The sequence below is a fragment of the Acidimicrobiales bacterium genome (assembly GCA_022452145.1).
Classification (GTDB): Bacteria; Actinomycetota; Acidimicrobiia; order Acidimicrobiales; family MedAcidi-G1; genus UBA9410.
Window position 1 is genome coordinate 1 of record JAKURY010000022.1, and the last position, 26,871, is coordinate 26,871.

Genomic DNA, 26,871 nt, shown 5'->3' on the forward strand with positions numbered 1-26,871 from the left:
CGGGCTGGCGAGCAGCCGTCAGCAGTGGGCCTGATCGTCGGGTGCATCGGGCGCCGGCCTGTGCAGCACCCCGCCCCCGAAGTCGATCAGGACCAGGTCGTCGGTGCCCGCCGATTCATCCGAGGCCCCGGCAACGCGTCCAGTGCCGTCGATCAGCATGCTGTACCCGCCCGGCTCCGCTGGCGGAAAGACCAGGGTGACGGGGCCCGACTCGGCCAGGTTGCGCAGCGTGCCACCACCAGGCGTACACCGGAACGACCCGCCACCCGAGTTGCCCTCCCATACGAGTGCCAGGTGGACCACCTTCGGGGATCCATCGTCGCCCACCGTCACCAGGAAGGCGCTCGTGCCGTACTCCTCCAGTCGGGCGGCGACCTCACCTGCGGTCACGGGCATGCTCATGGCCGCACCCTAGCCCCAGCCCGCACGCTGGCCCGAATGGCGCGGATACGGGCTTTTTTGATACTTTTCCCTGCATGCACCAGTTTCGTATCGGCGAAGCCGCGAGACTCCTGGGGGTCAGCCCGGACACGGTCAGACGCTGGGCGGATGCCGGGCGCCTGACCACCTGCCGGACCACCGGTGGCCACCGCACGATCGCCGGACCGGATCTGGCCCGGCTCTCCCAGGACCTGGCCGCCGAGGCTGCCACCAAGCAGGCTGACGGCCCGGCGCTGTCGGCACGCAACCGCTTCACCGGGCTGGTCACCCGGGTAGTGCGCGACGGGGTGATGGCACAGGTGGAGATCCAGGCCGGCCCCCACCGGGTGGTCTCCCTGCTGTCCGCCGAAGCGGTCGACGAGTTGAGCCTGGAACCCGGGGTACTGGCGGTGGCCGTCGTCAAGGCCACCAACGTCGTCGTCGAACGCCCCCGCTGAGCCCGGTCCCGTGTCACGCTCGTCGAGCGGTAGGTCTGCGTCGTGAACCGCCCGTCCCATCCCGCTCGGAGGCCGCCCAGTGCCCTGACCGGCCTGATGCTGCTGGTTGCGGTGGCGCTGCTGGCCGGGAGCTGCTCGTCGGGCGATGACGACGAACGGCTCACCGTGTTCGTCGCCTCCTCGCTGGCCGACGTCCTCGGCGACCTGGGCGATGCGTGGAAGTCCTTCGGGGGATCGGAGCTACTAGAGGTGGTTGGCGGCTCCAACCACCTGGCCGCCCAGTTGCGCGACGGCGCCCCGGCCGACGTCTTCCTCACCGCCGACGCCGCACTCCTCGACGGGCTGTCTCCAGATCGGGCTCCGATCGCCGTCCTGAACCGTTTGGCCACCAACCACCTGGTGGTGGCCGTACCCGCCGGCGACCCGGCCGGGATCCGCTCACCGGCCGACCTGCAGAGAACCGACGCCATCCTTGTGGCCTGCGCTTCGGGAGTGCCGTGCGGTGACGCCACCATCGCGCGCTACGGCGACCTTCCCATCGACTCGTACGAGCCCAGCGTCCGGGCGGTGGTGGCCCGCCTGACACTGGGCGAGGCCGACATGGGCATCGTCTACGCCACCGACGTGGCAGCCGAGCCCCGGATCACGGCCGCCTGGAACGAACCGCCTGCATGTCCGTGCATCACCTACGCCGCGGCGGCCATGACCGACCGTGGCTCGGAGTTCCTGGAGTTCCTGGAAACGACCACGGCCCAGGGGGTGCTGGCCGCACACGGCTTCGCCCCGGAGCCCGCCCCTTCCGGATCACAATGAGCCGCACCCCCAGCCGACCACCCCGGTCGATCCTGGTCGTGGCGACGCTCGGCATCGCCTTCCTCGCCCTACCGGTAGTCGGCCTACTGCAACGCGCACCATGGTCGTCGCTCGACGACCTGCTGGGACGTCGCGCCGTGCTGGACGCCCTGCGAGTCTCGTTGACTGTGAGTGCCGTGGCTGCGGCCATAGTCGTGGTGCTGGGTACACCGCTGGCCTGGGTTCTGGCACGGGTGGACATCCCGCTGCGACGGCTGGTCCGGGCCCTCGTGGTCCTACCGATGGTCCTGCCGCCCGTGGTGGGTGGCACGGCACTGCTGTTCGCCCTCGGCCGACGGGGGCTGGTCGGCCAGTGGTTGGAGCGCTGGTTCGACCTGACGCTGCCCTTCACCATGGCCGGGGCAGTCGTGGCCGCCACCTTCGTGGCCCTGCCGTTCTACGTGGTGACCGTGGAGGGCGCCCTGCGCACCACGGCCGACGACCTCGAGCAGATGGCCGGCACCCTCGGCGCATCGCCGCTGACCGTGCTCCGCCGCATCACCCTGCCCCGCCTGTTGCCGGCCATGGGAGCCGGGCTGGCCCTGGCCTGGGCCCGGGCCCTCGGCGAGTTCGGGGCCACCATCACGTTCGCCGGCAACCTGCCCGGCCACACCCGGACCCTGCCCCTTGCCACATTCCAGGCCCTCGAATCCGACCCGGAGGCCGCCCTGGCCCTCAGCCTGGTTCTGCTGGCCGTGTCGCTGACCGTGCTGGTCCCGACCCGCGACCGATGGCTACCCACCCGATGAGCGGTTCGCCCGACTCGGCCAGGCGGATTGCCGCGCACCCTGGAAGGGGCGAGCCGGACCCTGCCGGGACAGGGGGCGCCGGACCGCAGGAAGTTCCGGCTGTCGAGCTGGCCGGACGCCTGACTCGAGGAGATCTGAGCCTGGAAGCCACGCTCACGGTGGCCCCGGGCGAGGTGGTGGCCGTGGTCGGTCCGAACGGCGCCGGCAAGACCAGCCTGCTCCGGCTCCTGGCCGGTCTGGAACGCCTGGACGACGGGCACCTCCGCCTCGACGGCCGAATGGTCGACGATGCCACCGGCCCGGGCCACGTGGCCGCCCACGATCGCTCCGTGGGCTGGGTGCCCCAGGACCGCCTGCTGTTCCCGCACCTCTCGGTGGCCGCCAACGTGGGCTTCAGCCCGAGGGCCACAACGGACCGGGTGGATCATCTACTCGACGCCCTCGACCTACGGCCCCTCGCCAACCGATGGCCGTCTGAGTGCTCAGGTGGTCAGGCCCAGCGGGTGGCCGTGGCCCGGGCGCTCGCCGGCTGCCCCAGCCTGCTCCTCCTGGACGAGCCGTCCACTGCGCTGGATGCAGAATCGCGCCGGCGGATACACGGGTTGCTGGGAGCCGACGACCGGCCTGCCACCCTCCTGGTCACCCACGACCCGGCCGAGGCGGCCGGCATCGCCGACCGCGTAATGGAGATGGAAGCCGGTCGGATCGTCCTCGAAGGCACCCCCTAGGCTCGCCGCCGTGAATCCGCTCCACGACGGCGTCCCCACCCCGTCCACCGACGGTGTCCAATCCAGGTCGCCCGACGGTGTCCCCGCCCCGTCCACCGACGACGCCCCTTCCCCGCCCCCCGAGGCAGCGCTGGACCTGTTCCGCCTCGACGACCGTGTGGTCGTCATCACCGGAGCCAGTTCCGGGCTGGGAGAACGCTTCGCCCGCGTCCTTGCCGGCGTGGGTGCACGGCTTGTGCTGGCCGCCCGTAGAACCGAACGCATCGCCGCCCTGGCAGACGAGTTGCCCGACGCCCTGGCCGTCACGGTCGATGTCACCGACGACGACGGGCCACAGGCCCTGATCGACGCCACGCTCGCCCACTACGGCCGCATCGACGTCCTCGTCAACAACGCCGGAGTCTCCCGGGTGGTCCCAGCCGTCGACGACGACCTCGACGGCTTCCTCCATGAGCTGGCCGTGGACCTCGTGGCCCCATACGAGCTGGCCCGACGGGCCGCCAGATGGTGGATCGCCGAGGGACATCCGGGCGTGGTCATCAACCTCGGCTCGATACTGGGTGCGGGCGCCGGCGGGAAGCTCCGGGTCCCCGGCTACACGGCAGCCAAGGGCGGGCTCCACAACCTGACCCGGGAGCTGGCCGTGGAATGGTCCCGCAGGGGCATACGGGTAAACGCCCTGGCCCCGGCCTGGTTCGAGACGGAGATGAACTCGGACGACATGTTCCACACCGACTCCGGCCGGGCCTATGTCTCGGCCGGAACCCCGATGGGCCGCGGCGGCCGGGCCCACGAGCTGGACGGCGCCCTGCTGCTGCTCGCATCGGACGCCGGCTCCTACCTGACCGGCCACGTCCTGTACGTAGACGGTGGCTGGACCGCCGTCTGACCTGGTTCGTCCGATGTCAGACCGCCAGCTCCTAGACCTAGATGCCTCTGACCAGGCGCTTCTACCCCGCGGACTCCGGGCTTCCTGACGGTGGACCCCCTGACCCCGGTACGCAGTCGATGTCCAGAGCGTCGCGGAGAAACTCCAACTGCACGAGGAGCAGGTTCTCGGCCACCTCGACCTGGGGGGTCATGTGGGTCACCCCGGAGAGCGGCAGCACCCGGTGGGGCCTGCCGGCCTCCAGCAGGGCCTGGGACAGTTGCAGCGTGTGGGCAACCACCACGTTGTCGTCGGCCAGTCCGTGGATGAGGAGCAGGGGACGCTCCAACCACGCCGCCTCCACGCACAGGTCGGTCCGGGCGTAGTTCTCCGGCTCGACCGCCGGATCGCCCAGGTACCGCTCGGTGTAGTGGGTGTCGTAGAGCCGCCAGTCGGTGACCGGCGCACCGGCGATCGCAGCGTGGAACACGTCGGGTCGTCGCAGCACGGCCAGGGCGGCCAGGTAGCCGCCGAACGACCAGCCCCGGACGGCCACACGACCCAGGTCCAGCCTGTCGTCGACCGTCGCCAGGGCCTGCAGGGCATCGACCTGGTCGTCGAGCACGGGGGCCGCCAGGTCGCCGTGCACAGCCCGCTCCCATTCGGGTCCACGCCCGGGTGTGCCCCGGCCGTCGGTGACGACCACGGCGAACCCTTGGTCGGCGAACCACTGCGAGGTCAGGAACTGCCCTCGGGCCCGCTGCACCCGCTGGGCGTGCGGCCCGCCGTAGGGATCCAGCAGCACCGGCAGGGGAGACCCGTCGTGCCCGTCCGGTACCAGCACGGCGGCCCGGAGGTCCCGCTCCCCGACCACGTGGAAGGTGGGTTCCGGTCTGACCATCGGCTCCTCGACATGGCTGGCGATCAGATGGCCACCGGGCAGGACAATGGTGGCCGGAGGTCCGTCCATGCCGGCCGTAGACACCACGACCACACCGCCTCCGACAGCCGCCGATCGCACACCGCCGCCACCGGCCAGCACCTCGGTGGTTCCGTCGAGGGCCACCCGAACCACGTCGACGTCCAGCGGGTCGGTCGACGCCCGCACGACAACGGCACCTTCGCCGTCGATCCCGACCACCGAACGCACCTGCAGCCCGTCCGGGGACACGGCCGCCCCGTCGACCACCAACCGGTTGGTGCCCGCCCTGGATTCCACCGTCACGATGGCGCCGTCGACAAGGCGGGGAGCGCCAGACACCAGGTCCACCCAGAGGTCGTCCACCAGGCAGGTCCGCTCGATGGTCGCTCCGGTGTCCGGATCCACCTCGAGGACGACAAGCGTCTTCTGGTCCCGGGTCTGGGCAACCACGGTCGGTGGTCCATCGGCCGGCCACGCCACGTCCGTCAGGTACTCGAACCTCCCGTCGACCTGCCAGTCCACATCTGTCGTGGTCCCGTCCAGGTCGACCACAGCCAGGCCGACCGCGGCGTTGACCGAACCGGCCGCCGGGTACCGGATGGCCCGTGGCGCCTCCGTCGGGTCCACCGGCGACGAGATCCACCACTCCGAGACACCCGCCGTGTCCACCCGGGCGACCAGCAACCGACTGCCATCCGGCGACCACCAGTGGCCACGGGTACGCCCCATCTCCTCGGCGGCGATGTACTCCGCCGATCCCCACGACACGGTCGGCGTCGATCCACCGATCAGGCGGCGATCTCCCCCAGTGCCGGTCACCCGCAGCGAGGAGCCCGACACGTATGCCACCGCTGCGCCGTCCGGGCTGAGCCGGGGATCGAAGGCATCGCCGGTCGAGGGAAGCTCCACGACGTGAATCGGCGGCGGCTCCGCGTCGCCCGGAGACGTGCCCGGCAGGATCACCTCGGCCAGGAACACCCGCCCGTCCAGAGCGAAGCACACCCGGGAGAGATCGGCCAGGGCGTCGTAGGCGACGATTCCCGAACCCGACTCACGCACCCGCTCGCGTCGAGCGAGCTCTGCGGCCGGCAGGTCGCCGGGGTCGGTGCCGGCGAGGAGTTCCTCCGGGTCGACGACCAGGCTCTCCTCCCGGTTCGCGGGGTCGAACAGCCACAGTGCGTTGACCGGGTCGTCGCCGGAGGCGGAGCGCAGGAACAGCACCCGCGACCCATCGTCGGCCACGCGGACGTCCCGTGGAGCCCCGCACGTGAACCGGCGAGTCCGAGCGTGCTGTCGGGGAAAGCTCTCCGGCTGGTCGGCCACGTACGGAGACTAGGGCGCACCTCCCTGGGGATCGGTGGCCACCGCCGACGCTGCGATCGTGGTGCGGTGCCCGGGCGGGCAGAGCCTCGGATTGGCAGGCACCTCCAGCCACTGGGACGATGCCGGCGGTCACCAGGATCGTCGGGAGGAGAGGACATGAAGCTGGGCCTCAGCTTGGGCTACTGGGGGGCCCAACCCCCCACCGACCTGGTGCCGCTCGTGCAGGAGGCCGAGCGCCTCGGGTACGACGCCGTCTGGACCGCCGAGTGCTGGGGATCGGATGCCTTCTCCCCGCTCGTGTACCTGGCCGCCCACACAGAACGCATCCGCCTGGGCACCGGAATCGTCCAGATGGCAGCACGCACTCCCACGGCAACGGCCATGCACGCCGTCACCCTCGACCACCTCTCTGACGGCAGGCTCATCCTGGGCCTGGGGGTGTCAGGGCCCCAGGTGGTGGAGGGCTGGTACGGACGGCCCTCGAACCGTCCGCTGGCCCGCACCCGGGAGTACGTCGAGGTCCTCCGTCGGGCATTCCGGCGCGACGACCACCTGTCCTTCGACGGCGAGTTCCACCAGCACCCGTACACCGGGGAGGGCTCCAGCGGACTGGGAAAGCCGCTGAAGGTCATGACGCACCCGTTGCGGGCCGACATCCCGATCTTCATCGGCGCCGAGGGGCCGAAGAACGTCACCCAGACGGCCGAGATCGCCGACGGTTGGTTGCCGCTCTACTACTCGCCTTACCGCCAGGAGGTGTACGCCGACCAGCTGGCCTCCCGTCCGGACCACTTCGAGATCGCCCTCAACCTGGCTGTCACGGTCACCAAGGACGACTCCGCCGACGCCATCTCCGCTGCGCTGCTGCCCATCAAGGCCATGCTCGGCTTCTACATCGGAGGCATGGGGGCGAAGGGCCAGAACTACCACACGAAGCTGATGGCCCGAATGGGCTTCGAAGCCGAGGCACACCGGATCCAGGACCTCTTCCTGGAGGGCCGCCGTGACGAGGCCGTCGCCACGGTGCCCGATGGGTTCGCCGACGAGATCTCGCTCGTCGGTACGACCGAGCGGATACGCGAACGCCTGGAGGCATTCGCAGACAGCCCGGTCACCATGCTGAACGTGGCGCCGCGCTCCACCAGCCACCTCCGCCAGGTCGCCGAGCTGATCCTGGCCTGAGCGCCCCGTCCGCCAGATCACCTAGTTGATCCTGACCTGAGCGCACCGCCCACAGACCTTCCCGAGGGCGAAAACCGGTGCTCTCGGCTATCCCGGACCGCCGCCTACGTGTAGTTTCCGCGCCGTGCCGACGGGCCGTGGGGTCACCATCCGTGCGGCGGTGAGCCGCGGCGTCGGCCTCCTGCCGAGCATCGAGGAACTCCACCTCGACGCGCCGAACCACGACGAGGTCAGGGTGGCGGTCGAGGCCTGCGCCGTCTGCCACTCCGACCTGAGCTATGTGGACGGGACCTGGGCCACGGAGTTCCCCCTGGTGCTCGGGCACGAGGCATCAGGACACGTCGCCGAGATCGGCGACCGTGTAACCGACCTGACAGTCGGCGATCCGGTGGTCGTCTCGTTGATCCGCACCTGCGGCGAGTGCCAGGCCTGTCGCAGGGGCCGTGACGTGGCCTGCACCGGTGATCTGGCGCTGAACGGCCGGAGCCCGCTGGCCGATGCCGCCGGAACCCGGATCCCCCAGGGCCTGAACGTCGCCGCCTTCGCCACCCAGGTGGTGGTACACCGCTCCCAGGTGGTGCCGGTCCCCGACGACGTGGACCTGGTCGAGGCCTCGTTGCTGGGCTGCGGGGTCCTGACAGGCTCGGGAGCCGTGACCAACACGGCAGGCGTGGCCGCCGGCGAGACGGTGGTAGTCGTGGGCTGCGGGGGCGTCGGCATCGGCGCCATCCAGGCGGCCCGCATCGCCGGTGCGGCGCCGATCATCGCCGTAGAGCCCCTCGTCGAGAAGCGCGACGCTGCACTCGGATTCGGTGCCACGCATGCCCTGGACCCGGCCACAGACGACCTTGCAGCAGCCATCCGATCAACCACGGGCGGATCACTCGCAGACCACGTGTTCATCACGACGGGCACACCGGCCGCGCTGGACGGCGCCATCGACCTTCTCGCCCCCATGGGCAACCTGGTGATCGTCGGCATGCCGGCCGACGACGTGACCATCCAGATCACCCCCAGCCGGCTGGCGGCCGCCAACCAGTCGATCCTCGGCTGCAAGATGGGCGCGGCGCGGGTCGCCGTCGACGTGCCGGCGCTGATCGAACACCACCGGACCGGACGCCTGGACCTGGCGGGCATGGTCACCTCCACCCATCCACTCGACGACCTGGCCGCCGCCTTCGATGAGGTCCGCCGGGGTGAGGTACTGCGAACGGTGATCCTGCCCAACGCCCCCGTCCTCACGGATGTCGCGGACGCCACGGGGACCCCGGCATGACGCAGACCAGCCGTGACATGAAGGGCGCCCGGACATGAAGCTGACCGGCATCGAGACGTTCGTGGTCGGCAACCCGCCACCTCGCCATGGCGGCCGCTACTTCATCTTCGTGAAGTTGACTACCGACGACGGGATAGACGGCATCGGCGAGGCATACGTGGCCACCGTCGGACCGCACCTGGTGGCCGACATGCTGGTCGACGTGGCCGAGCGCCACCTGATGGGCCACAGCCCCTTCGACGTGGAGTCGTTCTGGCGCCGGGCCTACGGCAGCGGCTACGCCCTGCGTCCAGACCCGACGCTCTGCGGGGTGTTGAGCGCGCTGGAGATCGCCTGCTGGGACATCATCGGCAAGGCCACCGGTCGTCCCGTCTACGACCTGCTGGGCGGACGGGTCCACGAAGGGCTACGGACCTACACCTACCTGTACCCGGACGACGAGGACGCCTACGCCCCCAAGGACGGGCCGAACCTCTACACGGACGCCGACCTGGCCGCCGAGGCCGCCGTCCGGGCCGTAGAGATGGGGTTCACCGGTATCAAGTTCGACCCGGCCGGGCCCTACTCCGTCTTCGACGGGCGCCAGCCCTCGCTGGAACGCCTGGACCTGTCCGAGCGCTACACCCGTACCATCCGCGAGGCGGTCGGGAGCCGGGCCGACCTGCTCTTCGGCACCCACGGCCAGTTCACACCATCGGGCGCGCTGCGCCTCGCCCGTCGCCTGGAGGCCTACGACCCGCTGTGGTTCGAGGAACCGGTTCCACCGGACGACCTTGAGGGCATGGCCCGGGTGGCCGCCGGAACCACCATTCCGGTGGCCACCGGTGAGCGGCTCACCACAGTCTCCGAGTTCGCCGCCGTGCTGCGGGCCGGAGCGGCGTCGATCCTGCAACCCGACCTGGGGCGCAGCGGCGGGATCCTCCAGGGCAAGAAGATCGCCTCGATCGGCGAGGTCCACCAGGCGCTGCTGGCCCCCCACTGCTACTGCGGGCCCGTGGTAGCCGCCGCCAACATCGCCCTCGCAACGTGCACGCCCAACTTCCTGATCCTGGAATCCATCGACCGGTGGGACGGCTTCCACGCCGAGTTGCTGGAGACGCCCATCCGATGGGAGGACGGCATGGTCATCCCGTCAACCGAGCCGGGCCTCGGCGTGGTCCTCGACGTTGCCGTCGCCCGGGCCAACCCGTACGACGGCGACGAGCTGCACCTGGCCCCCGAGGAGGACCCGATGCCGTTCAGCGAGGGCCTGTGAGACTTCTCGGTGAGGTGACCGGCCCTGTCGGACCGGACACGGGCCCTGTCGGACGGGACGCGGTACCACCATGCCGCGGGCCGGTCGGCAGCTGACCATGGGACAGTCGCGCCGGGGGCGGTTGAGCGGCCGGGCGAAGACCCGGGACGTCATCGGCGAACAGCCACCGTTCGCCCAGCCACGCATGAGGTTCGATCCGCTCCGGGCGGTGTCCGACGACGAGTTGGAGTCCATCCACCGGGCCTCGCTACGGGTCCTCGCCGAGACCGGCATCGACTTTCTGGACGACACGGCTCGCCGGCAGTTGATGGACGCCGGATGCGACGTTGACGGCAACCGGGTGCGGTTCGACCCGGACCTGGTCCTTCGGCTGGTCTCCACGGCACCCGAGCAGTTCACCGTCCACGCTCCGAACCCGGCCCGGAACCTGCACATCGGCGGCGACCTCATCACCTACACCAGCGTGGCCAGCCCACCGTTCGTGACCGGCCTGGGCCGGGACCGGCGCGACGGCAACCGGGAGGACTACCGGAACCTGCTCCGGATGGGCCAGGTCCTGAACGCCGTGCACACCGTCGCCGGCTATCCGGTGGAGCCCATGGACCTCCACCCGTCGGTCCGCCACCTGCACGCCACCCACGACATGCTCACGCTGTCCGACAAGGTGCCGTTCGTCTACAGCCTCAGCCGCCAGCGGAACATCGACGCCATCGAGATGACCAGGATCGCCCGAGGCGTCGACCAGGACACGATCAGCGAGGAGCCGTCGCTCTACTCGGTGATAAACACCAGTACCCCGCTGCGCTACGACACGGTGATGCTCCACGGCATCCAGGAGATGTCGGCCCGCAACCAGGTCATCGTCATTACCCCGTTCACCCTGGCCGGTGCCATGGCCCCCGTGACCGTCGCCGGCGCCCTCGTGCTGCAGAACGCCGAGGCCCTGGCCGGCATCGCCTACACCCAGGTCGTCCGGACCGGTGCCCCGGTCATCTACGGCGGCTTCACCTCCAACGTCGACATGCGGTCCGGCGCACCGGCCTTCGGCACCCCCGAGTACTGGAAGGCCTGCCTGATCGGTGGCCAACTGGCACGCCGCTACCGTCTCCCCTACCGGTCCTCGAACGTGAACGCATCGAACAGCGTGGACGCCCAGTCGGCCTACGAGAGCGTCATCGCCATATGGGGCGCGATCATGGGAGGGGTGAACCTGCTGCTCCACGGCGCCGGCTGGCTGGAAGGAGGCCTCCTGACCTCCTACGAAAAGATGGTCATCGACGCCGACATCCTGAACATGGTGAGCTCGATGCTCGAACCGGTGGCCATCGACGACGCCTCCCTGGCCGTCGAGGCCATCGCCGAGGTCGGACCGGCCGGGCACTTCTTCGGGACCCAGCACACCCAGGACCGCTACGCCACCGAACACTTCCAGCCCATGGTCTCGTCGTGGGCCAACTACGAGACGTGGGACGAGGGTGGCCGGGTCGAGGCCCACCAGCGGGCCGAGAAGCTGGCCCGGCAGGTCATCGACGCCCATGTAGACCCGCCAATGGACGCCGCCATCCGGGCCGAGTTGGACGCCTTCGTGGAACGCCGCGTCGCCGAGGGCGGCGTCGAGACGGACTTCTGACCACGCCCGACCGCCCAAGGAACACCGGCAATATGAACACCGCAGGAGTAGCACCAGCAGCATGAAGACCAGCGCACAGGCCGTGGTGATAGGCGGCGGCGTCATCGGTGCAAGCGTGCTCTACCACCTCACCCAGGCCGGCTGGACCGACGTGGTCCTCCTCGAGCGCCGGGAACTCACCGCCGGCTCCACGTGGCATGCGGCGGGCGGCATGCACACCATCAACGGCGACCCCAACGTGGCCGCCCTGCAGCGCTACACCGTGCAGCTCTACGAAGAGTTGGAGCAGACCTCGGGCGTGGCGTGTGGCGTGCACCTCACCGGCGAGGTGATGCTGGCCGACAGCGAGGACCGCATGGACTGGCTACGCATGGTCCACGCCCGCGGTCGCTACCTGGACATGCAGACCGAGCTCATCTCGGTTACCGAGGCAAAGGAGAAGATCCCCTTCCTCGTAGAGGAGCACTTCGTCGGTGCCCTGTGGGACCCGGTGGGCGGCCACGTGGACCCGTCAGGCGTCACCAACGCCTATGCCACCGCGGCCCGCATGGCCGGTGCCGAGGTGTACCGGAACACATGGGCATACGACATCGTGGCCAACCCGGACGGCACCTGGGACGTCGTGACCGAACGGGGGACCATCACCTGCGAGCACTTCGTGAACTGCGGCGGCCTATGGGCCCGCGAGGTGGGCCGCATGTGCGGGCTGGAGCTGCCCGTCCTGGCCATGGAACACCAGTACCTGGTCACCGAGGAGCTCCCGGAGATCCGCCCGTGGCTGGAGGCCACAGGAGGCCATGGCATCGGAGCCATCGACTTCGGCGGCGAGATCTACACCCGGGCGGAGGGTGGCGGCCTGCTGCTCGGCACCTACGAGCAGGCCTGCGTGCCGTGGTCGACCACCGAGACACCGTGGGACTTCGGCGCGCAGCTCCTCACACCGGACCTGGAGCGCATCGCCCCGTCACTGTCGGTCGGCTTCGAGCACTTCGAGATCTTCGCCGACGCCGGCATCAGGAACGTCGTCAACGGCCCGTTCACCTTTGCCCCCGACGGCAACCCGCTGATCGGCCCCGTCCGAGGCCAACGGGGGCACTGGGTGGCGTGCGGGGTCATGGCCGGCCTCAGCCAGGGCGGTGGGGTCGGCCTGGCCATGGCCAACTGGATGACGGCCGGTGACCCGGGCTTCGACGTGTGGGGCATGGATGTGGCCCGCTTCGGCGACTGGACCACGCCGTCGTACACCAGGACGAAGGTCATGGAGAACTACAGCCGCCGGTTCTCCATCCCGTTTCCCAACGAGGAGCTACCGGCCGGTCGACCCCTTTACACCTCGCCCATCCACGACCAGCTCACCGAGGCCAACGCCGTGTGGGGCTCGGCCTACGGCCTGGAGTACGCCCTGTGGTTCCAGCGGAAAGGCGTCGATCCGGTCGAGGACGTAACGTTCCACCGGTCCAACGCATTCGACGTGGTGGCCACCGAGGTCCAGGCGGTACGCACCGGCGTGGGCCTCATCGAGACGACCGGCTTCGCCAAGCACCGGTTCACCGGTCCCGGCGCACGGTCCTTCCTGGACCGGATCATGGCCAACCGCATCCCGGAGGCCGGCCGCATGGCCCTGACCCCCATGCTCAACGAGCACGGAATGCTGGTCGGCGACTTCACCGTGGCGACCATGACCACGGCGGCCGACCCGTCCGAGTCGTCCGAAGGGCCCGAGCAGTTCATCGTGTTCGGAACCGGGGCTGCCGAGGGCCACCACGAGCGCTGGTTCCGGTCACACCTTCAGACCGCCGGGGAAGGGGTCGCCTACCGGCCGCTCTCCCATGAGATGGCGGGCCTCTCGATCGCCGGCCCGGCGGCCCGCGACCTGCTGGCGTCGCTGACCGACCAGGACGTCTCCAACGATGCCTTCCGGTTCCTCGACGTTCGGAGGATGGACCTCGGCATGGTCCCGACCCTCGTGGCACGGATCAGCTTCACCGGCGACCTGGGTTACGAGTTTTGGGTCCCGGCGTCGCTCCAGAGGTGCCTGTTCAACCTGATCCTCGAAGCCGGGAAGCCGCACGGCATCCGCCTGTTTGGCCTCCGGGCCCTGGATTCGATGCGCTTCGACAAGGGCTTCGGGGCCTGGGCGTCAGAGTACCGACCCATCTACACGCCGTGGGAGGCTGGCATGGACCGGTTCGTGAAGTTGGACAAGGGCGACTTCGTCGGACGGGACGCCGCAGTCGCCTCGCTCACCGTGGGCCCCGAACGGCGCCTGTGCCTGTTCACCGTCGACGTCGATGGCGCCGACGTGCTGGGCGACGAGCCCATCTGGCACGACGGTGAGGTCGTGGGGTGGGCCACCTCGGGTGGCTACGCCCACTGGTCGGAGGCATCGTGCGCCCTGGGGTACCTGCCAGTCGACCTCGCCGGAGCCGACACGCCGTCGGCGGGCTTCGAGGTCGAGGTGCTGGGCGTCCGACGTGCCGCCACCCGACTGGACGAGCCACTGTTCGACCCGTCCGGGTCGCGCATGCGATCCTGAGGACCGATTCCAGAACCGGATGCAAGGCACCAGCCACCAGACGCCATGACCGAACTGAACACGAGGTACCGGACACGATGACGGGATTCCTTGCAGGCTCACGGGACACCGGTGTCCCGGCGACATGAGCGGCCACCCTGTGGTCCGGGACGACCAGGACGATGCGATGGTGCGACGGGCAGCGACCGTCGGGCACCGCATGGCCATGGGCCCCGGCGAGCCGGCACTGACCGAGTGGGCGGCAGCCGGACTGACCCTGCCCGACGAGACGGCCCTGATGCGCTACCGGCTGGACCGCATCGCCGGCCGGCTGGCAGACGACCTGGACGGGATCCTCCTGTTCGACCCCATGAACGTCATGTACGCCACCTACGCCCCGAACATGCAGGTCTGGCTACTCCACAACCAGGCCAGGTATGCCTTCGTGGGGGCCGACAGTCGCCTGATCCTCTTCGACTACCCCAACTGCGAGTTCCTGTCGGCCCACAACCCGTACGTCGACGAGGTGCGACCGGCCACCACCTTCACCTACTTCCTGGCCGGCGACCGGGCCGACGGCCTGGCCAAGGGATTCGCTTCGGAGATCGCCGACCTCGTGTCCACCCACGGGGGCGGCGGCCGACGCCTGGCCGTCGACTCGTCCACCACCCTGGGCATCACCGCCCTCCAGGACCAGGGGATCACCCTCGTCGAGGGCACCCGGGTAATGGAGGAGGCGCGCAAGATCAAGGGACCTGACGAGATCGCCGCCATGCGATGCTCGCTGGAGGGCACCCGGGTGGCCTGCCGGAAGATGTTCGAGGCAATGAGACCCGGCATGAGCGAGAACCAGCTCTGGGGCGTGCTGTGGGCCGAGATGCTGGCCCGCCACGGCGAATGGATGGAGTGCCGCCTGCTCTCCTCCGGCGACCGGACGAACCCCTGGTTCCAGGAGTGCAGCAGCTCGGTCATCCGGAACGGCGACGTGGTGGCCTTCGACACCGACCTTGTGGGCGCCTACGGAATGATGTCGGACATATCCCGGACGTGGGTGTGCGGCGACGCCGCTCCCACTCCTGAGGCCCGCCACGCCCATGCCCTGGCCCTCGAACAGGTCACTCGGAACATCGAACTACTCCAGCCGGGTGCCACCTTCCACGACATCGTCCACCGCTCCTGGGCGCCACCTGAAGAGGAGTACCGGCACTATTCGGTGCTGTTCCACGGTGTGGGGCAGTGCGACGAGTACCCCAGCATCCCCTTCCCGAGTGCGTGGGAGGCCTCGGGGTACGACGGCATGCTGGAGCCCGGCATGGTCATGGCCGTCGAGGCCTACGTAGGCGCCCGCTCCGGCGGCCAGGGCGTGAAGTTGGAGAACCAGGTTCTCATCACCGAGGACGGCCACGAGAACCTGAGCCCGTGGACCCTGGACCTCGACCGGTTCGAGGTGCTGTGAGCCCGCCAGACGAGAAGTTCACCGACCTGATCCGGAAGATCATGCCGTTCTGTGAGGTACTCGGGTTGTCGGTCGTCAGCGCCACGCCCCAGCGGGTGGAGGCCACGGCCGACTGGGCCGAGGAGCGCACGACGGTGTTCGGCGGCCTGCATGGCGGCTACATCATGGCCATCGCAGACTCGGTCGGTGCACTGTGCGCGTCACAGAACCTCCCGGAGGGCGCGGGCACCTCCACCATCGAATCCAAGACGAACTTCCTGCGTCCGGTGACCTGTGGAACCGTCACGATCGTGGCCACGCCGATTCACGTGGGACGCACCACCATCGTCGTCCAGACCGAGGTCACCCGTGACGACGGCAAGCCGGTGTCGCTGACCATCCAGACCCAGACGGTCCAGCCGGGTTCCTGAGGAAGGCCGGGCTACCGCCAGTCAACCGGCTTCTGCGACCCGTGGGCGAGGACCTGTCGCCACCTTGCGGTTCGAGGGGCTAGCGCCCCTCGAACTCGGGTTGCCGCTTCTCGATCCAGGCCCGCGCGGCCTCCCTAGTGTCCTGCGTCCCGAAGTTGGTGGCCTGGGCCTGGCCCTCGGCCTCCAGGGCCTGGGACATCGACGTCTGCGCGCCGTTGTTCAACAACGCCTTGCTCATGGACAGGGCCAGGGGCGGACCCGCCGCGATCCGTTCCACCACGTCGGCCACGTGGGCATCCAGGTCGGCTTCGGCCACGATCCGGTTGACCAGACCGATGCGGTCGGCCTCGGCCGCATCGATGACCTCGGCCAGCAGGGCCAGTTCCTTGGCCCGGTGCAGGCCAACCCGTCGGGGAAGCACCCATGACCCTCCGAAGTCGATCGTGAGCCCACGGCGGGCGAAGATTTCCGAGAACCGGGCCGTGTCGGCCGCATAGACGAGGTCGCACCCCAGTGCCATGTTGAGGCCGGCCCCCGCTGCCACGCCGAACACCTTGGCCACCACCGGATGCTGGCACTCATGGAGAGCCTGGGCCGATGCCTTGATCTGGCGGAGATTACGAAGGGGGTTGCTGGTCACGGCTCCGCTGGCCCGCTCCGACTGGCCACCCACGTCGGCCCCCGAGCAGAAGTTGCCACCGGCTCCGGTCAGCACGACAGCCCGAACGGACTCGTCCGCGTGCAGGTCCCGGAAGATCCGTCCGAAGTCCCGGAACATCCGGCCTGTCATCGCGTTCATGACCTCGGGTCGGTTCATGGTCACGGTGACCACGTCGCCGTCCCGCTCCACGTCCAGCCCCTCGGCTCCCTCGATCACGCTTCCCACGATGCTCTTCCAATCTCCGTCGTCCCGTCGACCGACCATAAACCCGCGTCGGAACGTGCCACCCATCCGGCGACCCGCCAGTCCCCTGGCACGGGGAGCAGCCATACCCGTCGGTATGGTCAGCCCATGGACCTTGATCTGACGGAGGATCAGAACACGATCCGCCAGGTCTTCGCCGACTTCTTCTCGTCGGAGGCCGGACCGGGGCGGGCCCGAGGCGCCGAACCGGTCGGGTTCGATCCCGTGGCCTGGGAGCGCCTCCAGCAGACCGGCGCCCCCGGCATGGGCGTACCCGAGTCGCTGGGCGGTGGTGGTGCGACGTTGGCGGACCTGACCGTCGTCGTCGAGGAGGCAGGTGCACACATCGCCCCCCTTCCCGTTGTCGACCACATGGTCACCGCCCGCCTGCTGGCCACCGTCGGCGCCTGTGACGACGATGTCCTGACCGGCGCCATGGTCGTCGGCCTGGCCATCCGACCCCCGGTGGGCGACATGGTCCGTACCGTTCCCACCGGTGCAGTGGCCTCACGGGTGGTGGCGCTGGACGGCGAGGTCCTGCTGGCCGTGGACGGCGGCCCGGGCACCCACTTGGAAAACCACGGCTGCCTGCCCCTGGCCCACCGGCCGCTGGATGGCGCCACAGTGCTGGCCGATGGTCCCGACGCCGTGGCAGCCCACTCCCGGGCCCTCGACGAGTGGCGCACCCTGACGTCGGCGACGCTGGTCGGCATCACCCGCACGGCGCTGGACCTGGGCGTCGACTACGTGAAGGAACGGAAGCAGTTCGGGCGAGCGGTCGGCAGCTTCCAGGCCATCCAGCACCTGCTGGCCGACCTCCCCGGGCTGCTGGACGGCGCACGGCTCCTGACTGCCAAGGCGGCCTGGGCCGGTGACAGGGCCGAAGCCGGCCAGCCGGGCATCGCCGACGCCGGCGACAACGAGATCACCGACTTCGCCACGCTGGCCGGCATGGCACTCGTGGTGGCGGGCGAGGCGGCGACCCTGGCCACCGACCGCAGCCTCCACGTGCACGGTGGCTACGGCTTCAGCGAGGAGTACGACATACAGCTGTACTTCCGACGGGCCCGGGCCCTCGCCGTGCTCCTGGACGATCCGGCCCGGGAGTGCCGTCGCCTGGCCGACCTGCTCCTCGGCCCGGCGCCGGCTTCCGGCCCCCCGGTGTCGGGGCCCGACGCGAATCCCGAATCCGACGCGAATCCCAAACCCCACGGGAAGGGCGAGCCTCACGAAGGTCCCGATGCCCTGGTGACGGGAGCCACCGCCTGATGGACTTCACCCTCAGCCCCCGGGCCGCCGAGTTCCGCTCCAACGTGAAGGCGTTCATAGCCGAGAACCTGACCACCGACGTGGTCGATGCGATGCACGCCTCGGGCACCTTCAACGACAAGGCCTTCAACGCGGCGTTGGCCGACGCAGGCCTGCTGGCCGGGGCGGTCCCCGGCTACGGCGACCGGGACCCCATCGAGCTCTACATCCTCTTCAACGAGTTGGAGAAAGCCGGTGCCCCGTACGACGGTCTGGCCGTCTCCATGCTGGTGGCAGGCGTGATCAACGCCGTCGGTACCGACTTCCACAGGTCCGAGGTCATGGAGAAGCTGCTGACCGGTCGCTTCAACTGCTGCCTCGGCTACAGCGAGCCCGACCACGGCTCGGACCTGGCCGCCATCACGACCAGGGCCGTGCGGGATGGCGACCAGTGGGTCATCACCGGCCAGAAGATGTGGACCACGATGGCCCACGAGGCCGACTGGGTCATCCTGCTCACCCGGACCGACCCGGACGCGCCCAGGCACAAGGGCCTCACCATGTTCCTCGTGCCCATGGACACCCCGGGCATCGAGGTCCAGCCCGTTCCGACCATGGCCACCGAACGCACCAACGCCACCTTCTACGACGACGTCCGGGTGGGCGACGAGTGGCGCCTCGGCGACCTGCACGGTGGCTGGGCTGTCATGGGCGTGGCCCTGGCATTCGAACGCGGGGTCATGGGTGGAACCAATCCGGCGGTACCCCTGTTGCGCCATGTGAGGGACTGGGCCGCCGGCACCCCGTCGCCCGACGGCGCCACCATGCTCCACGATCCACTCCTGCGGGAGCGTCTGGCCCGCACCGCCATAGCCAACCAGGTCTCGCAACTCCTGACCCTCCGTGCGGCGTGGATCGCCGCAACCGGAGGTCTCCCGGGTCTGGAGGGCTCCATGGCGAAGTTGTACTCAACCGGGCGTTACCAGCAGGCCGTGGGGTGGTTCCAGGAGATGGCTGGCGCCGAGGGCCTGCTGGGCTTCGGCGTGGACGGGGCGGCGGCCGATGGCTGGATCGACTACGACGCCAAGCATTCACCCGTGACCACCATCTACGGTGGCACCACCGAGATCAACCGCAACAACGTGGCCGAACGGCACCTGGGGCTGCCCCGGGCCCGGTAGCTCCGTTGCCCTGACGGCGCGGTATCCAGGACCCCGGCGCCGGCCTGGCGACTCGGCGCCGATGGCTCAGTCGAGCAAACGGTCCCTGAGGTCGGCCAGGCGCTGGTCGGTGAAGCCGAACCCGTCACGGAGCATGCTGGACGCCCCACCCCAGTGGTCATCCACCGCAGCCAGTTGGGCCTCTATGTACCCGGGTGCCACCTCCATGAACGGCCCGGCCAGTTCCAGGGCCTCTTCCGACATCCACCCCCGGTCGACCATCGCGGCGGCACTCCGGGCAGCGCCGCGGTTGCTCTCCAGGTAGTGCACGACGATGGCATCGCGCTCCACGCCCAGGGCCAGAAGCACCACGGTGGCCGTCCACCCGGCCCGGTCCTTGCCTGCCGAGCAGTGCCACACCACCGGCCACCGGTCCGGATCGGTCACCACGTCCACGACCCGCCGAAACGCCGCCACCCGTCCGGGATCGGTGGCCATGCGGCGGGCCCCGGCCGTGCTGATGGCCAATGCCCTGCCGTCGCCCCACGCCTCGCGCATGGACGCCAGGTCGCCGCCCGTGATGAGCGCCCGTATTTCGGCCCCCAGGCCCGAGTCGTCGGAGATCGGAACGGCAACCTCGTCAATACCATCGGCCATCCGGTCGGGCCCGTCGGCCGCCAGGTCGTGGTCGGTCCGCAGGTCCACCACCGTCCGCATGCCCAGGGCGTGGAGTCGAGCCAGGTCCGCGTCGGTTGCTCGCGCCAGGTGCCCGGAGCGCCACAACAGGCCGGTAGCGGTGGCCCGCGCGTCGGTGGTGGGCAGACCACCGATCCCCCGGAAGTTCTCGATCCCGTCCATCACCGGGGACACGTCTGCCGTGTCCGGGATCTCCTGCGCATCCGAGACTTCCGCTGTGTCAGCCACGTCCGCATCGTGGCATGGTCCGGTCCCGGAACTCCTGTCAGGTCGTCGTACGATCGGGAGATGCCCGACGCCCGGCCACACGGTTCCGAGGTCCTGCTCGTCGACGACCCGAGGCCCGGGGTGCGACGCCTGACCCTGAACCGTCCCGAGAAGCGCAACGCCATGGACAACGCCCTACGGGGCGCCCTGTTCGAAGCCCTCCGGGATGCCGACCGCGACGATGACGTCCACCTCACGGTGTTGCGCGGTGCCGGACCGTGCTTCTCGTCCGGCTACGACCTCGGCTCGGACCTCAAGGCCGATCGCCCGTCGTACACCCCGGAAGGGGACGGCTCATGGGCCCGCCACGTCACGGACGGCTGGCTGTCGCTGTGGGACCTGGCCAAGCCGGTCATCGCCCAGGTCCACGGCTACGCCATGGCCGGGGGCTCCGAGCTGGCCGCCGCCTGCGACCTCGTCTACCTGGCCGACGACGCCACCATCTCGCACCCGGTCCTGCGAGTGGCCGGGACCCCGGACTTCGCCGTACACCCCTGGTTGGTCGGCCTCCGCAATGCCATGGAGATGGTCCTGACCGGCGACGCCGTGGACGCCGCCGAGGCGGTACGGATCGGCTACGCCAACCGGGCCTTCCCGGCCGACGAGTTGGAGGAACGCGTCCTGGACATCGCCGAACGGATCGCCGGTGTGCCCCACGAACTGCTTCAGCTCAACAAGCGCTGGGTCTACCGGGCCATGGACGCCATGGGCGCGCGGACGGCCATACGTGCCGCCTCGGACCTTCAGGGCCTGGCGCCCCATATCCCGGCCATCCAGGAGAACCTGCAGGCCCTCAGGGACCGGATCCGCGACGCCGCCAGGTCGCCATCGGCTGACGGCTGACACAGCAGTCCCGGCGTGAGACATCGGGCTCCCCCATGCGGGGGTGACCCCAACTAGCCGGTCCCTTCAGGCGCCGGCTGCCGCCTTCGACCCACCTCGGGCCAGACGGGCCTCGAAGGCCTCGGCCTGGGTGATCAGGGTTACGGGGATTGCCAGGATCTTCGCCTGGAGCTCCGAGGCACGGGCGTCCAGCCCAACCAACGACTCGATCTTCCAGTGGCGCAGGAGGGGCTGGAGCACCTGCTCGGCATGGATCCGCAGGTTGTAGATCCCTGCTCGGGCGATGGCCACGGCCCGCCGGTTGAAGTTGGGGATACCGGTGCCCGGCATCCGGAAGTCGGCCAGCGCAGCATGGATGGCCTCCAGGACCAGCCCGGGTGCCTCACGCAGCATTGCCGTGGTGACCCCCCGATAGAACATGAAGTGGTGGTTCTCGTCGACCGCCACCCGCGTCATAACCTCGTGGGCCACCGGGCAGTCGGCCTTCACCCCGGCGTTCCGGTGACTGATCCTGGTGGCCAGCTCCTGGGCCGACGTGTAGGCGAATATCTCTATCGGACACGGCGCTCCGTAGCTCCACCCCTTCGTCACGGTGGCCAACCGTTCGTCCTCCAGTTGCGCCGGATCACAGTTACGGCTGGCGAGCAGGTAGTTCCGGATGGCGATGGAGTGCTGACCCTCCTCGGCCGTCCAGAGGCGGGACCACTCGGCCATCGGCGAATCCTCGGCGAAGCTCCCGGCGATCTTGGCGTGGTAGTAGGGCAGGTTGTCTTCGGTCAGCAGGTTCAGCTGGAGCGCCGTCCGCACCTCTGGGGAGAGGGTGGCCTGGGACTCGTCCCACGGCTCGTCCCGGAAACTGCGACCCTGCTCCCACGGCACGACCTCGTGGGCGTACCAGTGCTGGCGCCGCTTCCGGTGCTCGCCCATGAGCCGGGAGATCTCCGGCTCGACGGACGAGACCAACTCCAACGATTCGGCAGTGGCGGTCACAGCGCTCCGATCCCTCGGCCCGGTATTAGGGACAGGATACGTCCCCCGGGGGAACCCGGCACCCTGGAGGGGCGCTCCCGTCCGATCAGTCGGCGATGGCCGGCTCGAGCTCGTCGTAGGTCTTGTTCCGACGGAACTCGGTGAGGATCTTCTTGGACGTCGTGGCAAGGATCGCTCCGGCGAACATCGTCAGGAAGGCGCCGGCGCCGGTGACGACATTTAGGTCTGATACCCGGGCCAAACTGGCGATCCAGACGATTCCGATGAGCGCGAGGCCTCCGCCCACTCCAGCCACCATGGCACTCCAGCGCCATCTTCGGTTCTCGTCAAGGCCCAGCAGCCCCGATGCCGGCACGGTGAGCGCCGCGCCGATGAGAGCCACTCCGATAGCCAGAGAACCGAGCCCACCACCGTCTTCGGAAAGCCCGTCGGTGACCACCAGGGCAGTCATTCGGTACTTGTTGCGGAGCGAGACGGCGATGGCAGCGTTGGATGCCGCCATGGCCGGAAACTCGTTCGTCTCGTCCCGAAGTCGAATCAGTTCCGCCTTGACGTCTTCGGGAAGGTCCGTGGCTGAACGTTCGTCGAAAGTCCAACCGGAAATCGAACCGACCAGGACCAGGACAACGGCGAGGATGCCCACGGCCATGTGACCCCAGCCGATGATTCGGTCCAGGGGTCGGAAAGCCGAATATGGCGCCGTCTGCAGGGCCAGTACTGCTCCAGCCAGCATCACGGCGCTGGCCACGATGGCCAGCATCACGCCCGGTCCGTGGTTGTAGGTCTCGACGGAGTCGAAGGGGGACACCACCTGGTAGGTGAGGGCGGCAACCAGCATGCAACTCGAGGTGATGATCATGGCGTCAGCTGAGAACCAGCGAGAGCCCGACCGCATGATGATCACGGTCATCACGCCGATGGTGAGGGTGGCCAACAACTGGATGTCGAGGAACACCGCCGAGTCGCCGGAGCCGAGGCTCCCGATGACCAGCCATCGAAGGGCTAGGCCACTTACCAGCGCTCCCAGAATGGTGATCCGCTGCTCGGAACCGGTTCCGTCGAGTACGCGGTAGACGGCCCCGGCCAGGGCGAGGGCCACCAGGTCCTTGACGTCGAGCACGGTCGACAGCGGTGCGACGGCCATGCCAACGACGGCGACCGCCGCAGCGGCCGCCAGGTTGTTCCAGGTCTTTCGGTCCGCCTCGAACAGGCTCGTGTTGTTCAGGGTGGCCAGGACGATCGCTCCGAGGGCGAGAACGATCACGGCGAGGACCTCTCCGCCCACACCGATCGGCCCTTCAAAGAGGTGCCCGAGCAGGCCCGCGGCAACGGCCCAGGCCCCGACCATCTGCCAGGACACCGGAATCACCACCCGCGCCAGGCCAAGAGCAAGGCCCAGGATCGCCGTAATCCCAAAGGTCTCGATGGCTACTGACCAGACCGCCTGGGCCTCATAGCCCTGAAGGTTGCTGAGCGTCGTATACCCGTCGAACTGGCCAAGGATCGGGTACATGCAGATGGCGATGAACGCGCCGACCACCAGGGATACCAGGCCTGCAGGACCTCGCAGCCGTCCGATCCCGCCCGTCCAGAAGATGCAGGAGACGGCAGCGAAGACGGAAAAGAAGCCCAGGGCCATAACAACGAGGCCAGCCCACGAGCCACCGGATGCCTGGTAGCCGTTAAACGACTCGCCGAGGAGATCTACATCCGCATCACGGGAATGGCTGCTGAGGAGGCCTGCATCGCTGCCCCATGTCATCTTGGTAGAGAGGACTGCAACGACTCCAGCGATGCCGACGACGGCCATGCCGAGGCGTTCACGTCCCGAGGCCACAACGTCATGTTCGATGTGAACGACCTTCGATGCCTTCTGGTCTTCGGTCTCGGCTGCCTCCACTTTCCTGATGAGTTCTTCGGGGTCACGGCGCTGGCTCATAGCCTCCCGGATCCGGGAGAGCAGATTCTGTCCACCCTCCTCCTCGGGCTGTGAGAGACGGTCCAACACGACAGCCACCGTCCACAGTGCAAGGCCCGACGAAATGCCCAGGCCGATGTCGAGGTTCTGGACGGCCCGGAAGACCAGGAGCCCGAGGCCCCCGGCGCCCATGATTGCGGCGATGCCGACCATGGCGATGGACAGCATGAGGGTCTGGTTGAGGCCCGCCATGATCGACGGCTTGGCCAGTGGCAACTGGACGTCGACCAGGACACGAAACTCGGTGGCGCCGTAGGCCCGACTGGCCTCCACGACGTCTTCGGGAACGTGTCTGATGCCCAGGTTGGTCATGCGCACCAGCGGTGGGAGCGCGTAGATCATGGTCACCATGGTCGCCGGGATGACTCCGATGCTGAAGAAGAACACGAACGGCACCATGTAGACGAAAGTGTGGACGGTCTGCATGGCGTCCAGGATCGGTCTGGTGACGTTCCACACCGAGTCCACCCTGGCGCAGAGGATCCCGAGTGGGAGGGCGATAATCGTGATAAGCCCGACGGCCACGAGAACCATCCCAATGGTCCGCATGGTCTCTACCCAGTACATCGATCCGAGCAGGCCGCACATCGTCAGGCCGAGCCCGGCCATGATGCCTATCTTCGGCGTCCGCAACAGTGAGCCGAGGATCACCGTGAAGAGCACCACCTGGTACCACGGAAGGACCAGCAGGAAGTCGTTGACGAAGTTCTCGAGCAGGAATTCGAACGGCCAGTGGATGGCGTCGAGGAACCACTGCGCATTGACGTCAATCCAGTCGACCATCTGTTCGAACCAGTGCCCGATCGGCAGCTGGAACTGGTCGAGGACCTTGGTCTCGGAGGGGCCCACGCCTTCGCTTCGTCCGGTCCAGTCGCCGGTCTCAGCCCCTAATGCCCAGGTGGTCCAGCTCACAGGAAGACCTCACGTTCGAACCCGTCTACCAGCCGTTCAACGCGTCCCATCTCTTCCATGATCTCCCGCGGTTCGAGCTCGCCGATCAGACGCCCGGTCTCGTCGATGACCGCGATCGGGAGGCCTCGTCCGGCCGCTACATAGTTCTCGTTGAACCGAGCTTCGGTGGTGGTGGTGTCAAAGTCCGACCGCAGCACCGAGCCCAGGTCGGTTGTCCCGTGGGCGATGGCCGTGGCGGCGTGGGTCGTGGCCAGCAGGCCGGTGGGCCGGCCGTCGGCATCGACCACGAAGGCGCCCCGCCGGTCGCCCATGGCGTCGATGCTCTCCGTGAGGGTCCATGACTCGTCGAGGATCACCGGGGCATGCATGACCTTGCCCACGTCGATGACCCGACCCTGGTCTACGTCCTGGACGAACTCGGCGACGTAGCCGTCGGCCGGTTCGGTGAGGATCTCTTCCGGTGTGCCGATCTGAATCACCTTGCCGTCACGAAGGATGCAGATCCGGTCTCCCATCCGCAACGCCTCGTTCAGGTCGTGGGTGATGAACAGGATCGTCTTGTGGAGTTTGCCCTGGATGGCAATGAGCTCGTCCTGCATCTGGCGCCGGATCAGCGGATCCAGTGCGCTGAACGCTTCGTCCATGAGCAGGATTTCTGGGTTCGAGCACAGCGCCCTTGCAAGGCCGACACGCTGCTGCATGCCTCCGGACAGTTGGCGGGTGGCGTTGAAGGCGTAGGCCTCGAGCCCGACCATGGCCAGTGCTTCGATGGCCGCTTCATGGCGTTCCTTCTTTTCAACGCCCTGAACCTTCAGGCCGTATGCGGTGTTGTCGATCACGTTGCGATGGGGGAAGAGGGCGAAGTGCTGGAACACCATGGCCGTTTTCTCCCGACGGAAGGACTGCAGGGCGGCCCCTCGAAGTTGCTGGACATCGATTCCCCCGACCAGGACACGGCCATGGGTCACGGCATGCAACTTGTTCACCGTCCGGATGGCCGTCGACTTGCCTGATCCCGACAGTCCCATGACCACGAAGATCTCGCCCCGCTGCACGTCGAACGAGATGTCGCGCATGCCGACAACGTGACCGGTCTGCCGTTGAACCTCGTCTTTGCTCACGCCTGACGAGCAGAGGTCGAAGGCCCGTCCACGCGGGTTCGGACCGAAGATCTTGTAGACGTTCTCAAGCACGATCATCGGTTCAGCGTCCGACATGCAACCCCCCTCCTCACTCTGGGTCCCCCGTGGGAGGCCAGTCGGCATAGCCGCCGCACCCCCGTCGACCGCCGAAGGGTAGCAGGGTGACGTCCGACACGTCCGTGGGTCTTCCCGTCTCGCGGAGCTTGTCTTCTCCAAATCTCTTCTGGACCTCGGGAAGCGCGACAGAACCCTGGCGTGTCGTCCTGACGTGCCCTCGACTGCGGATGGATGGGATAACGCGTGTCGTGAAAACGGTGGGAGGCCGGAACCCGTGGGTTCCGGCCTCCTCACTCACCCGTTTCCCCTCAGGGGGTCACGGGTTCACCCCTCCAAAGGGTCAGCCAGCGGCCTCGGCGATCCAGCCGGTGACAGCGTCCGCGTTTTCGGCCATCCAACTGGTGGCCAGCTCGGCCACGTGGGCCTGAGAGCCGTCACCGTCGGTCTGGTCGACCTGCAGGAACGAGATGTCCAGGATCGAAGGCTTGATCAACGGGAACAGCTTCCGCAGGAACGGGTTCTCGTTGAGGCGATCAGTCCGCATCGACACCTGAATGTCAGCAGCCGACCAACCCAACTCGCAAGGCTGGGTGCACATATCAGCACCGAAGGCCGTGAAGCCCTGCTCCT

At 68.6% G+C, this 26,871-nt stretch carries 23 protein-coding genes; 15 read left to right on the plus strand and 8 right to left on the minus strand.

Annotated features, from left to right (window positions below):
- Positions 1-18 precede the first annotated feature (18 nt).
- Positions 19-402 carry a pyridoxamine 5'-phosphate oxidase family protein gene (locus MK177_08440; protein ID MCH2427343.1) on the minus strand — a complete coding sequence of 128 codons (384 nt, stop codon included), beginning with the start codon at positions 400-402 and terminating at the stop codon, positions 19-21.
- 74 nt (positions 403-476) lie between these two features.
- On the opposite strand from MK177_08440, the gene MK177_08445 reads away from it, so the two are divergent.
- The 5 genes from MK177_08445 to MK177_08465 are packed head-to-tail and all read left to right on the plus strand — an operon-like array spanning position 477 to position 4,096.
- Positions 477-878 (plus strand): helix-turn-helix transcriptional regulator, encoded by a 402-nt coding sequence (locus MK177_08445; protein ID MCH2427344.1) that lies wholly within the window; start codon positions 477-479, stop codon positions 876-878.
- Positions 879-920: 42 nt separating this feature from the next.
- Positions 921-1,691 carry a substrate-binding domain-containing protein gene (locus MK177_08450; protein MCH2427345.1) on the plus strand — a complete coding sequence of 257 codons (771 nt, stop codon included), beginning with the start codon at positions 921-923 and terminating at the stop codon, positions 1,689-1,691.
- Positions 1,688-2,479 (plus strand): molybdate ABC transporter permease subunit, encoded by a 792-nt coding sequence (gene modB / locus MK177_08455; protein MCH2427346.1) that lies wholly within the window; start codon positions 1,688-1,690, stop codon positions 2,477-2,479. The genes MK177_08450 and modB overlap by 4 nt, the downstream gene beginning before the upstream one ends.
- Positions 2,476-3,207 (plus strand): ATP-binding cassette domain-containing protein, encoded by a 732-nt coding sequence (locus MK177_08460; GenBank protein MCH2427347.1) that lies wholly within the window; start codon positions 2,476-2,478, stop codon positions 3,205-3,207. The genes modB and MK177_08460 overlap by 4 nt, the downstream gene beginning before the upstream one ends.
- Positions 3,208-3,217: 10 nt before the next feature.
- Positions 3,218-4,096, plus strand: a complete 879-nt coding sequence (locus MK177_08465) for an SDR family oxidoreductase (protein ID MCH2427348.1) — start codon at positions 3,218-3,220, stop codon at positions 4,094-4,096.
- 61 nt (positions 4,097-4,157) lie between these two features.
- On the opposite strand, the gene MK177_08470 is transcribed toward MK177_08465, so the two are convergent.
- Positions 4,158-6,239 (minus strand): prolyl oligopeptidase family serine peptidase, encoded by a 2,082-nt coding sequence (locus MK177_08470; GenBank protein MCH2427349.1) that lies wholly within the window; start codon positions 6,237-6,239, stop codon positions 4,158-4,160.
- Positions 6,240-6,476: 237 nt separating this feature from the next.
- Here MK177_08470 and MK177_08475 point away from each other — a divergent pair, with 237 nt between their 5' ends.
- The 7 genes from MK177_08475 (at position 6,477) to MK177_08505 (ending at position 16,044) form a co-directional block, all read left to right on the plus strand.
- Positions 6,477-7,502 (plus strand): LLM class F420-dependent oxidoreductase, encoded by a 1,026-nt coding sequence (locus MK177_08475; GenBank protein ID MCH2427350.1) that lies wholly within the window; start codon positions 6,477-6,479, stop codon positions 7,500-7,502.
- A gap of 124 nt (positions 7,503-7,626) precedes the next feature.
- Positions 7,627-8,778 carry an alcohol dehydrogenase catalytic domain-containing protein gene (locus MK177_08480; GenBank protein MCH2427351.1) on the plus strand — a complete coding sequence of 384 codons (1,152 nt, stop codon included), beginning with the start codon at positions 7,627-7,629 and terminating at the stop codon, positions 8,776-8,778.
- A gap of 34 nt (positions 8,779-8,812) precedes the next feature.
- The gene (locus tag MK177_08485) at positions 8,813-10,033 is read left to right on the plus strand and encodes a mandelate racemase/muconate lactonizing enzyme family protein (GenBank protein MCH2427352.1); all 1,221 of its coding nucleotides are present in this window, start codon (positions 8,813-8,815) and stop codon (positions 10,031-10,033) included.
- Positions 10,034-10,130: 97 nt separating this feature from the next.
- Positions 10,131-11,663, plus strand: a complete 1,533-nt coding sequence (locus MK177_08490; GenBank protein MCH2427353.1) for a trimethylamine methyltransferase family protein — start codon at positions 10,131-10,133, stop codon at positions 11,661-11,663.
- A gap of 61 nt (positions 11,664-11,724) precedes the next feature.
- Positions 11,725-14,199 carry an FAD-dependent oxidoreductase gene (locus MK177_08495; protein MCH2427354.1) on the plus strand — a complete coding sequence of 825 codons (2,475 nt, stop codon included), beginning with the start codon at positions 11,725-11,727 and terminating at the stop codon, positions 14,197-14,199.
- Between the two features lie 124 nt (positions 14,200-14,323).
- Complete coding sequence (locus MK177_08500) at positions 14,324-15,634, plus strand: Xaa-Pro peptidase family protein (GenBank protein ID MCH2427355.1); 1,311 nt, start codon at positions 14,324-14,326, stop codon at positions 15,632-15,634.
- A complete protein-coding gene (locus MK177_08505) occupies positions 15,631-16,044 on the plus strand; it encodes a PaaI family thioesterase (protein MCH2427356.1) in 414 nt (137 codons plus the stop codon). The genes MK177_08500 and MK177_08505 overlap by 4 nt, the downstream gene beginning before the upstream one ends.
- Before the next feature lie 79 nt (positions 16,045-16,123).
- Here the strand turns inward: MK177_08505 and MK177_08510 are convergent, their stop codons facing one another.
- Positions 16,124-16,996, minus strand: coding sequence for an enoyl-CoA hydratase-related protein (locus tag MK177_08510; protein ID MCH2427357.1), 873 nt, complete (start codon positions 16,994-16,996; stop codon positions 16,124-16,126).
- 60 nt (positions 16,997-17,056) lie between these two features.
- Between MK177_08510 and MK177_08515 the strand changes: the two genes are divergently transcribed.
- Together MK177_08515 and MK177_08520 are read left to right on the plus strand one after the other, a co-directional pair.
- Positions 17,057-18,217 carry an acyl-CoA/acyl-ACP dehydrogenase gene (locus MK177_08515; GenBank protein ID MCH2427358.1) on the plus strand — a complete coding sequence of 387 codons (1,161 nt, stop codon included), beginning with the start codon at positions 17,057-17,059 and terminating at the stop codon, positions 18,215-18,217.
- Positions 18,217-19,377: an acyl-CoA dehydrogenase family protein gene (locus MK177_08520; GenBank protein MCH2427359.1), complete on the plus strand. Its 1,161-nt coding sequence runs from the start codon at positions 18,217-18,219 to the stop codon at positions 19,375-19,377. The genes MK177_08515 and MK177_08520 overlap by 1 nt, the downstream gene beginning before the upstream one ends.
- A 66-nt stretch (positions 19,378-19,443) precedes the next feature.
- On the opposite strand, the gene MK177_08525 is transcribed toward MK177_08520, so the two are convergent.
- Positions 19,444-20,280 (minus strand): tyrosine-protein phosphatase, encoded by an 837-nt coding sequence (locus MK177_08525; protein MCH2427360.1) that lies wholly within the window; start codon positions 20,278-20,280, stop codon positions 19,444-19,446.
- A gap of 60 nt (positions 20,281-20,340) precedes the next feature.
- Here MK177_08525 and MK177_08530 point away from each other — a divergent pair, with 60 nt between their 5' ends.
- Positions 20,341-21,162: an enoyl-CoA hydratase-related protein gene (locus tag MK177_08530; GenBank protein ID MCH2427361.1), complete on the plus strand. Its 822-nt coding sequence runs from the start codon at positions 20,341-20,343 to the stop codon at positions 21,160-21,162.
- 66 nt (positions 21,163-21,228) lie between these two features.
- Here the strand turns inward: MK177_08530 and MK177_08535 are convergent, their stop codons facing one another.
- The 4 genes from MK177_08535 to MK177_08550 form a co-directional block, all read right to left on the minus strand.
- A complete protein-coding gene (locus MK177_08535) occupies positions 21,229-22,152 on the minus strand; it encodes an acyl-ACP desaturase (protein ID MCH2427362.1) in 924 nt (307 codons plus the stop codon).
- A gap of 85 nt (positions 22,153-22,237) precedes the next feature.
- Positions 22,238-24,979, minus strand: coding sequence for an ABC transporter permease subunit (locus tag MK177_08540; protein MCH2427363.1), 2,742 nt, complete (start codon positions 24,977-24,979; stop codon positions 22,238-22,240).
- Between the two features lie 59 nt (positions 24,980-25,038).
- Positions 25,039-26,259: a betaine/proline/choline family ABC transporter ATP-binding protein gene (locus MK177_08545; protein ID MCH2427364.1), complete on the minus strand. Its 1,221-nt coding sequence runs from the start codon at positions 26,257-26,259 to the stop codon at positions 25,039-25,041.
- A gap of 322 nt (positions 26,260-26,581) precedes the next feature.
- The coding region (locus MK177_08550; protein MCH2427365.1) for a hypothetical protein at positions 26,582-26,871 on the minus strand (290 nt) is incomplete at its 5' end.

Bases quoted from the DNA above. Each gene is read 5' to 3' on its own strand.
- MK177_08440 (MCH2427343.1), bottom strand. From the start codon at position 402: ATGAGCATGCCCGTGACCGCAGGTGAGGTCGCCGCCCGACTGGAGGAG.
- MK177_08445 (MCH2427344.1), top strand. From the start codon at position 477: ATGCACCAGTTTCGTATCGGCGAAGCCGCGAGACTCCTGGGGGTCAGC.
- modB (MCH2427346.1), top strand. From the start codon at position 1,688: ATGAGCCGCACCCCCAGCCGACCACCCCGGTCGATCCTGGTCGTGGCG.
- MK177_08460 (MCH2427347.1), top strand. From the start codon at position 2,476: ATGAGCGGTTCGCCCGACTCGGCCAGGCGGATTGCCGCGCACCCTGGA.
- MK177_08475 (MCH2427350.1), top strand. From the start codon at position 6,477: ATGAAGCTGGGCCTCAGCTTGGGCTACTGGGGGGCCCAACCCCCCACC.
- MK177_08485 (MCH2427352.1), top strand. From the start codon at position 8,813: ATGAAGCTGACCGGCATCGAGACGTTCGTGGTCGGCAACCCGCCACCT.
- MK177_08490 (MCH2427353.1), top strand. From the start codon at position 10,131: ATGGGACAGTCGCGCCGGGGGCGGTTGAGCGGCCGGGCGAAGACCCGG.
- MK177_08495 (MCH2427354.1), top strand. From the start codon at position 11,725: ATGAAGACCAGCGCACAGGCCGTGGTGATAGGCGGCGGCGTCATCGGT.
- MK177_08500 (MCH2427355.1), top strand. From the start codon at position 14,324: ATGAGCGGCCACCCTGTGGTCCGGGACGACCAGGACGATGCGATGGTG.
- MK177_08510 (MCH2427357.1), bottom strand. From the start codon at position 16,996: ATGGGTGGCACGTTCCGACGCGGGTTTATGGTCGGTCGACGGGACGAC.
- MK177_08515 (MCH2427358.1), top strand. From the start codon at position 17,057: ATGGACCTTGATCTGACGGAGGATCAGAACACGATCCGCCAGGTCTTC.
- MK177_08520 (MCH2427359.1), top strand. From the start codon at position 18,217: ATGGACTTCACCCTCAGCCCCCGGGCCGCCGAGTTCCGCTCCAACGTG.
- MK177_08530 (MCH2427361.1), top strand. From the start codon at position 20,341: ATGCCCGACGCCCGGCCACACGGTTCCGAGGTCCTGCTCGTCGACGAC.
- MK177_08545 (MCH2427364.1), bottom strand. From the start codon at position 26,259: ATGTCGGACGCTGAACCGATGATCGTGCTTGAGAACGTCTACAAGATC.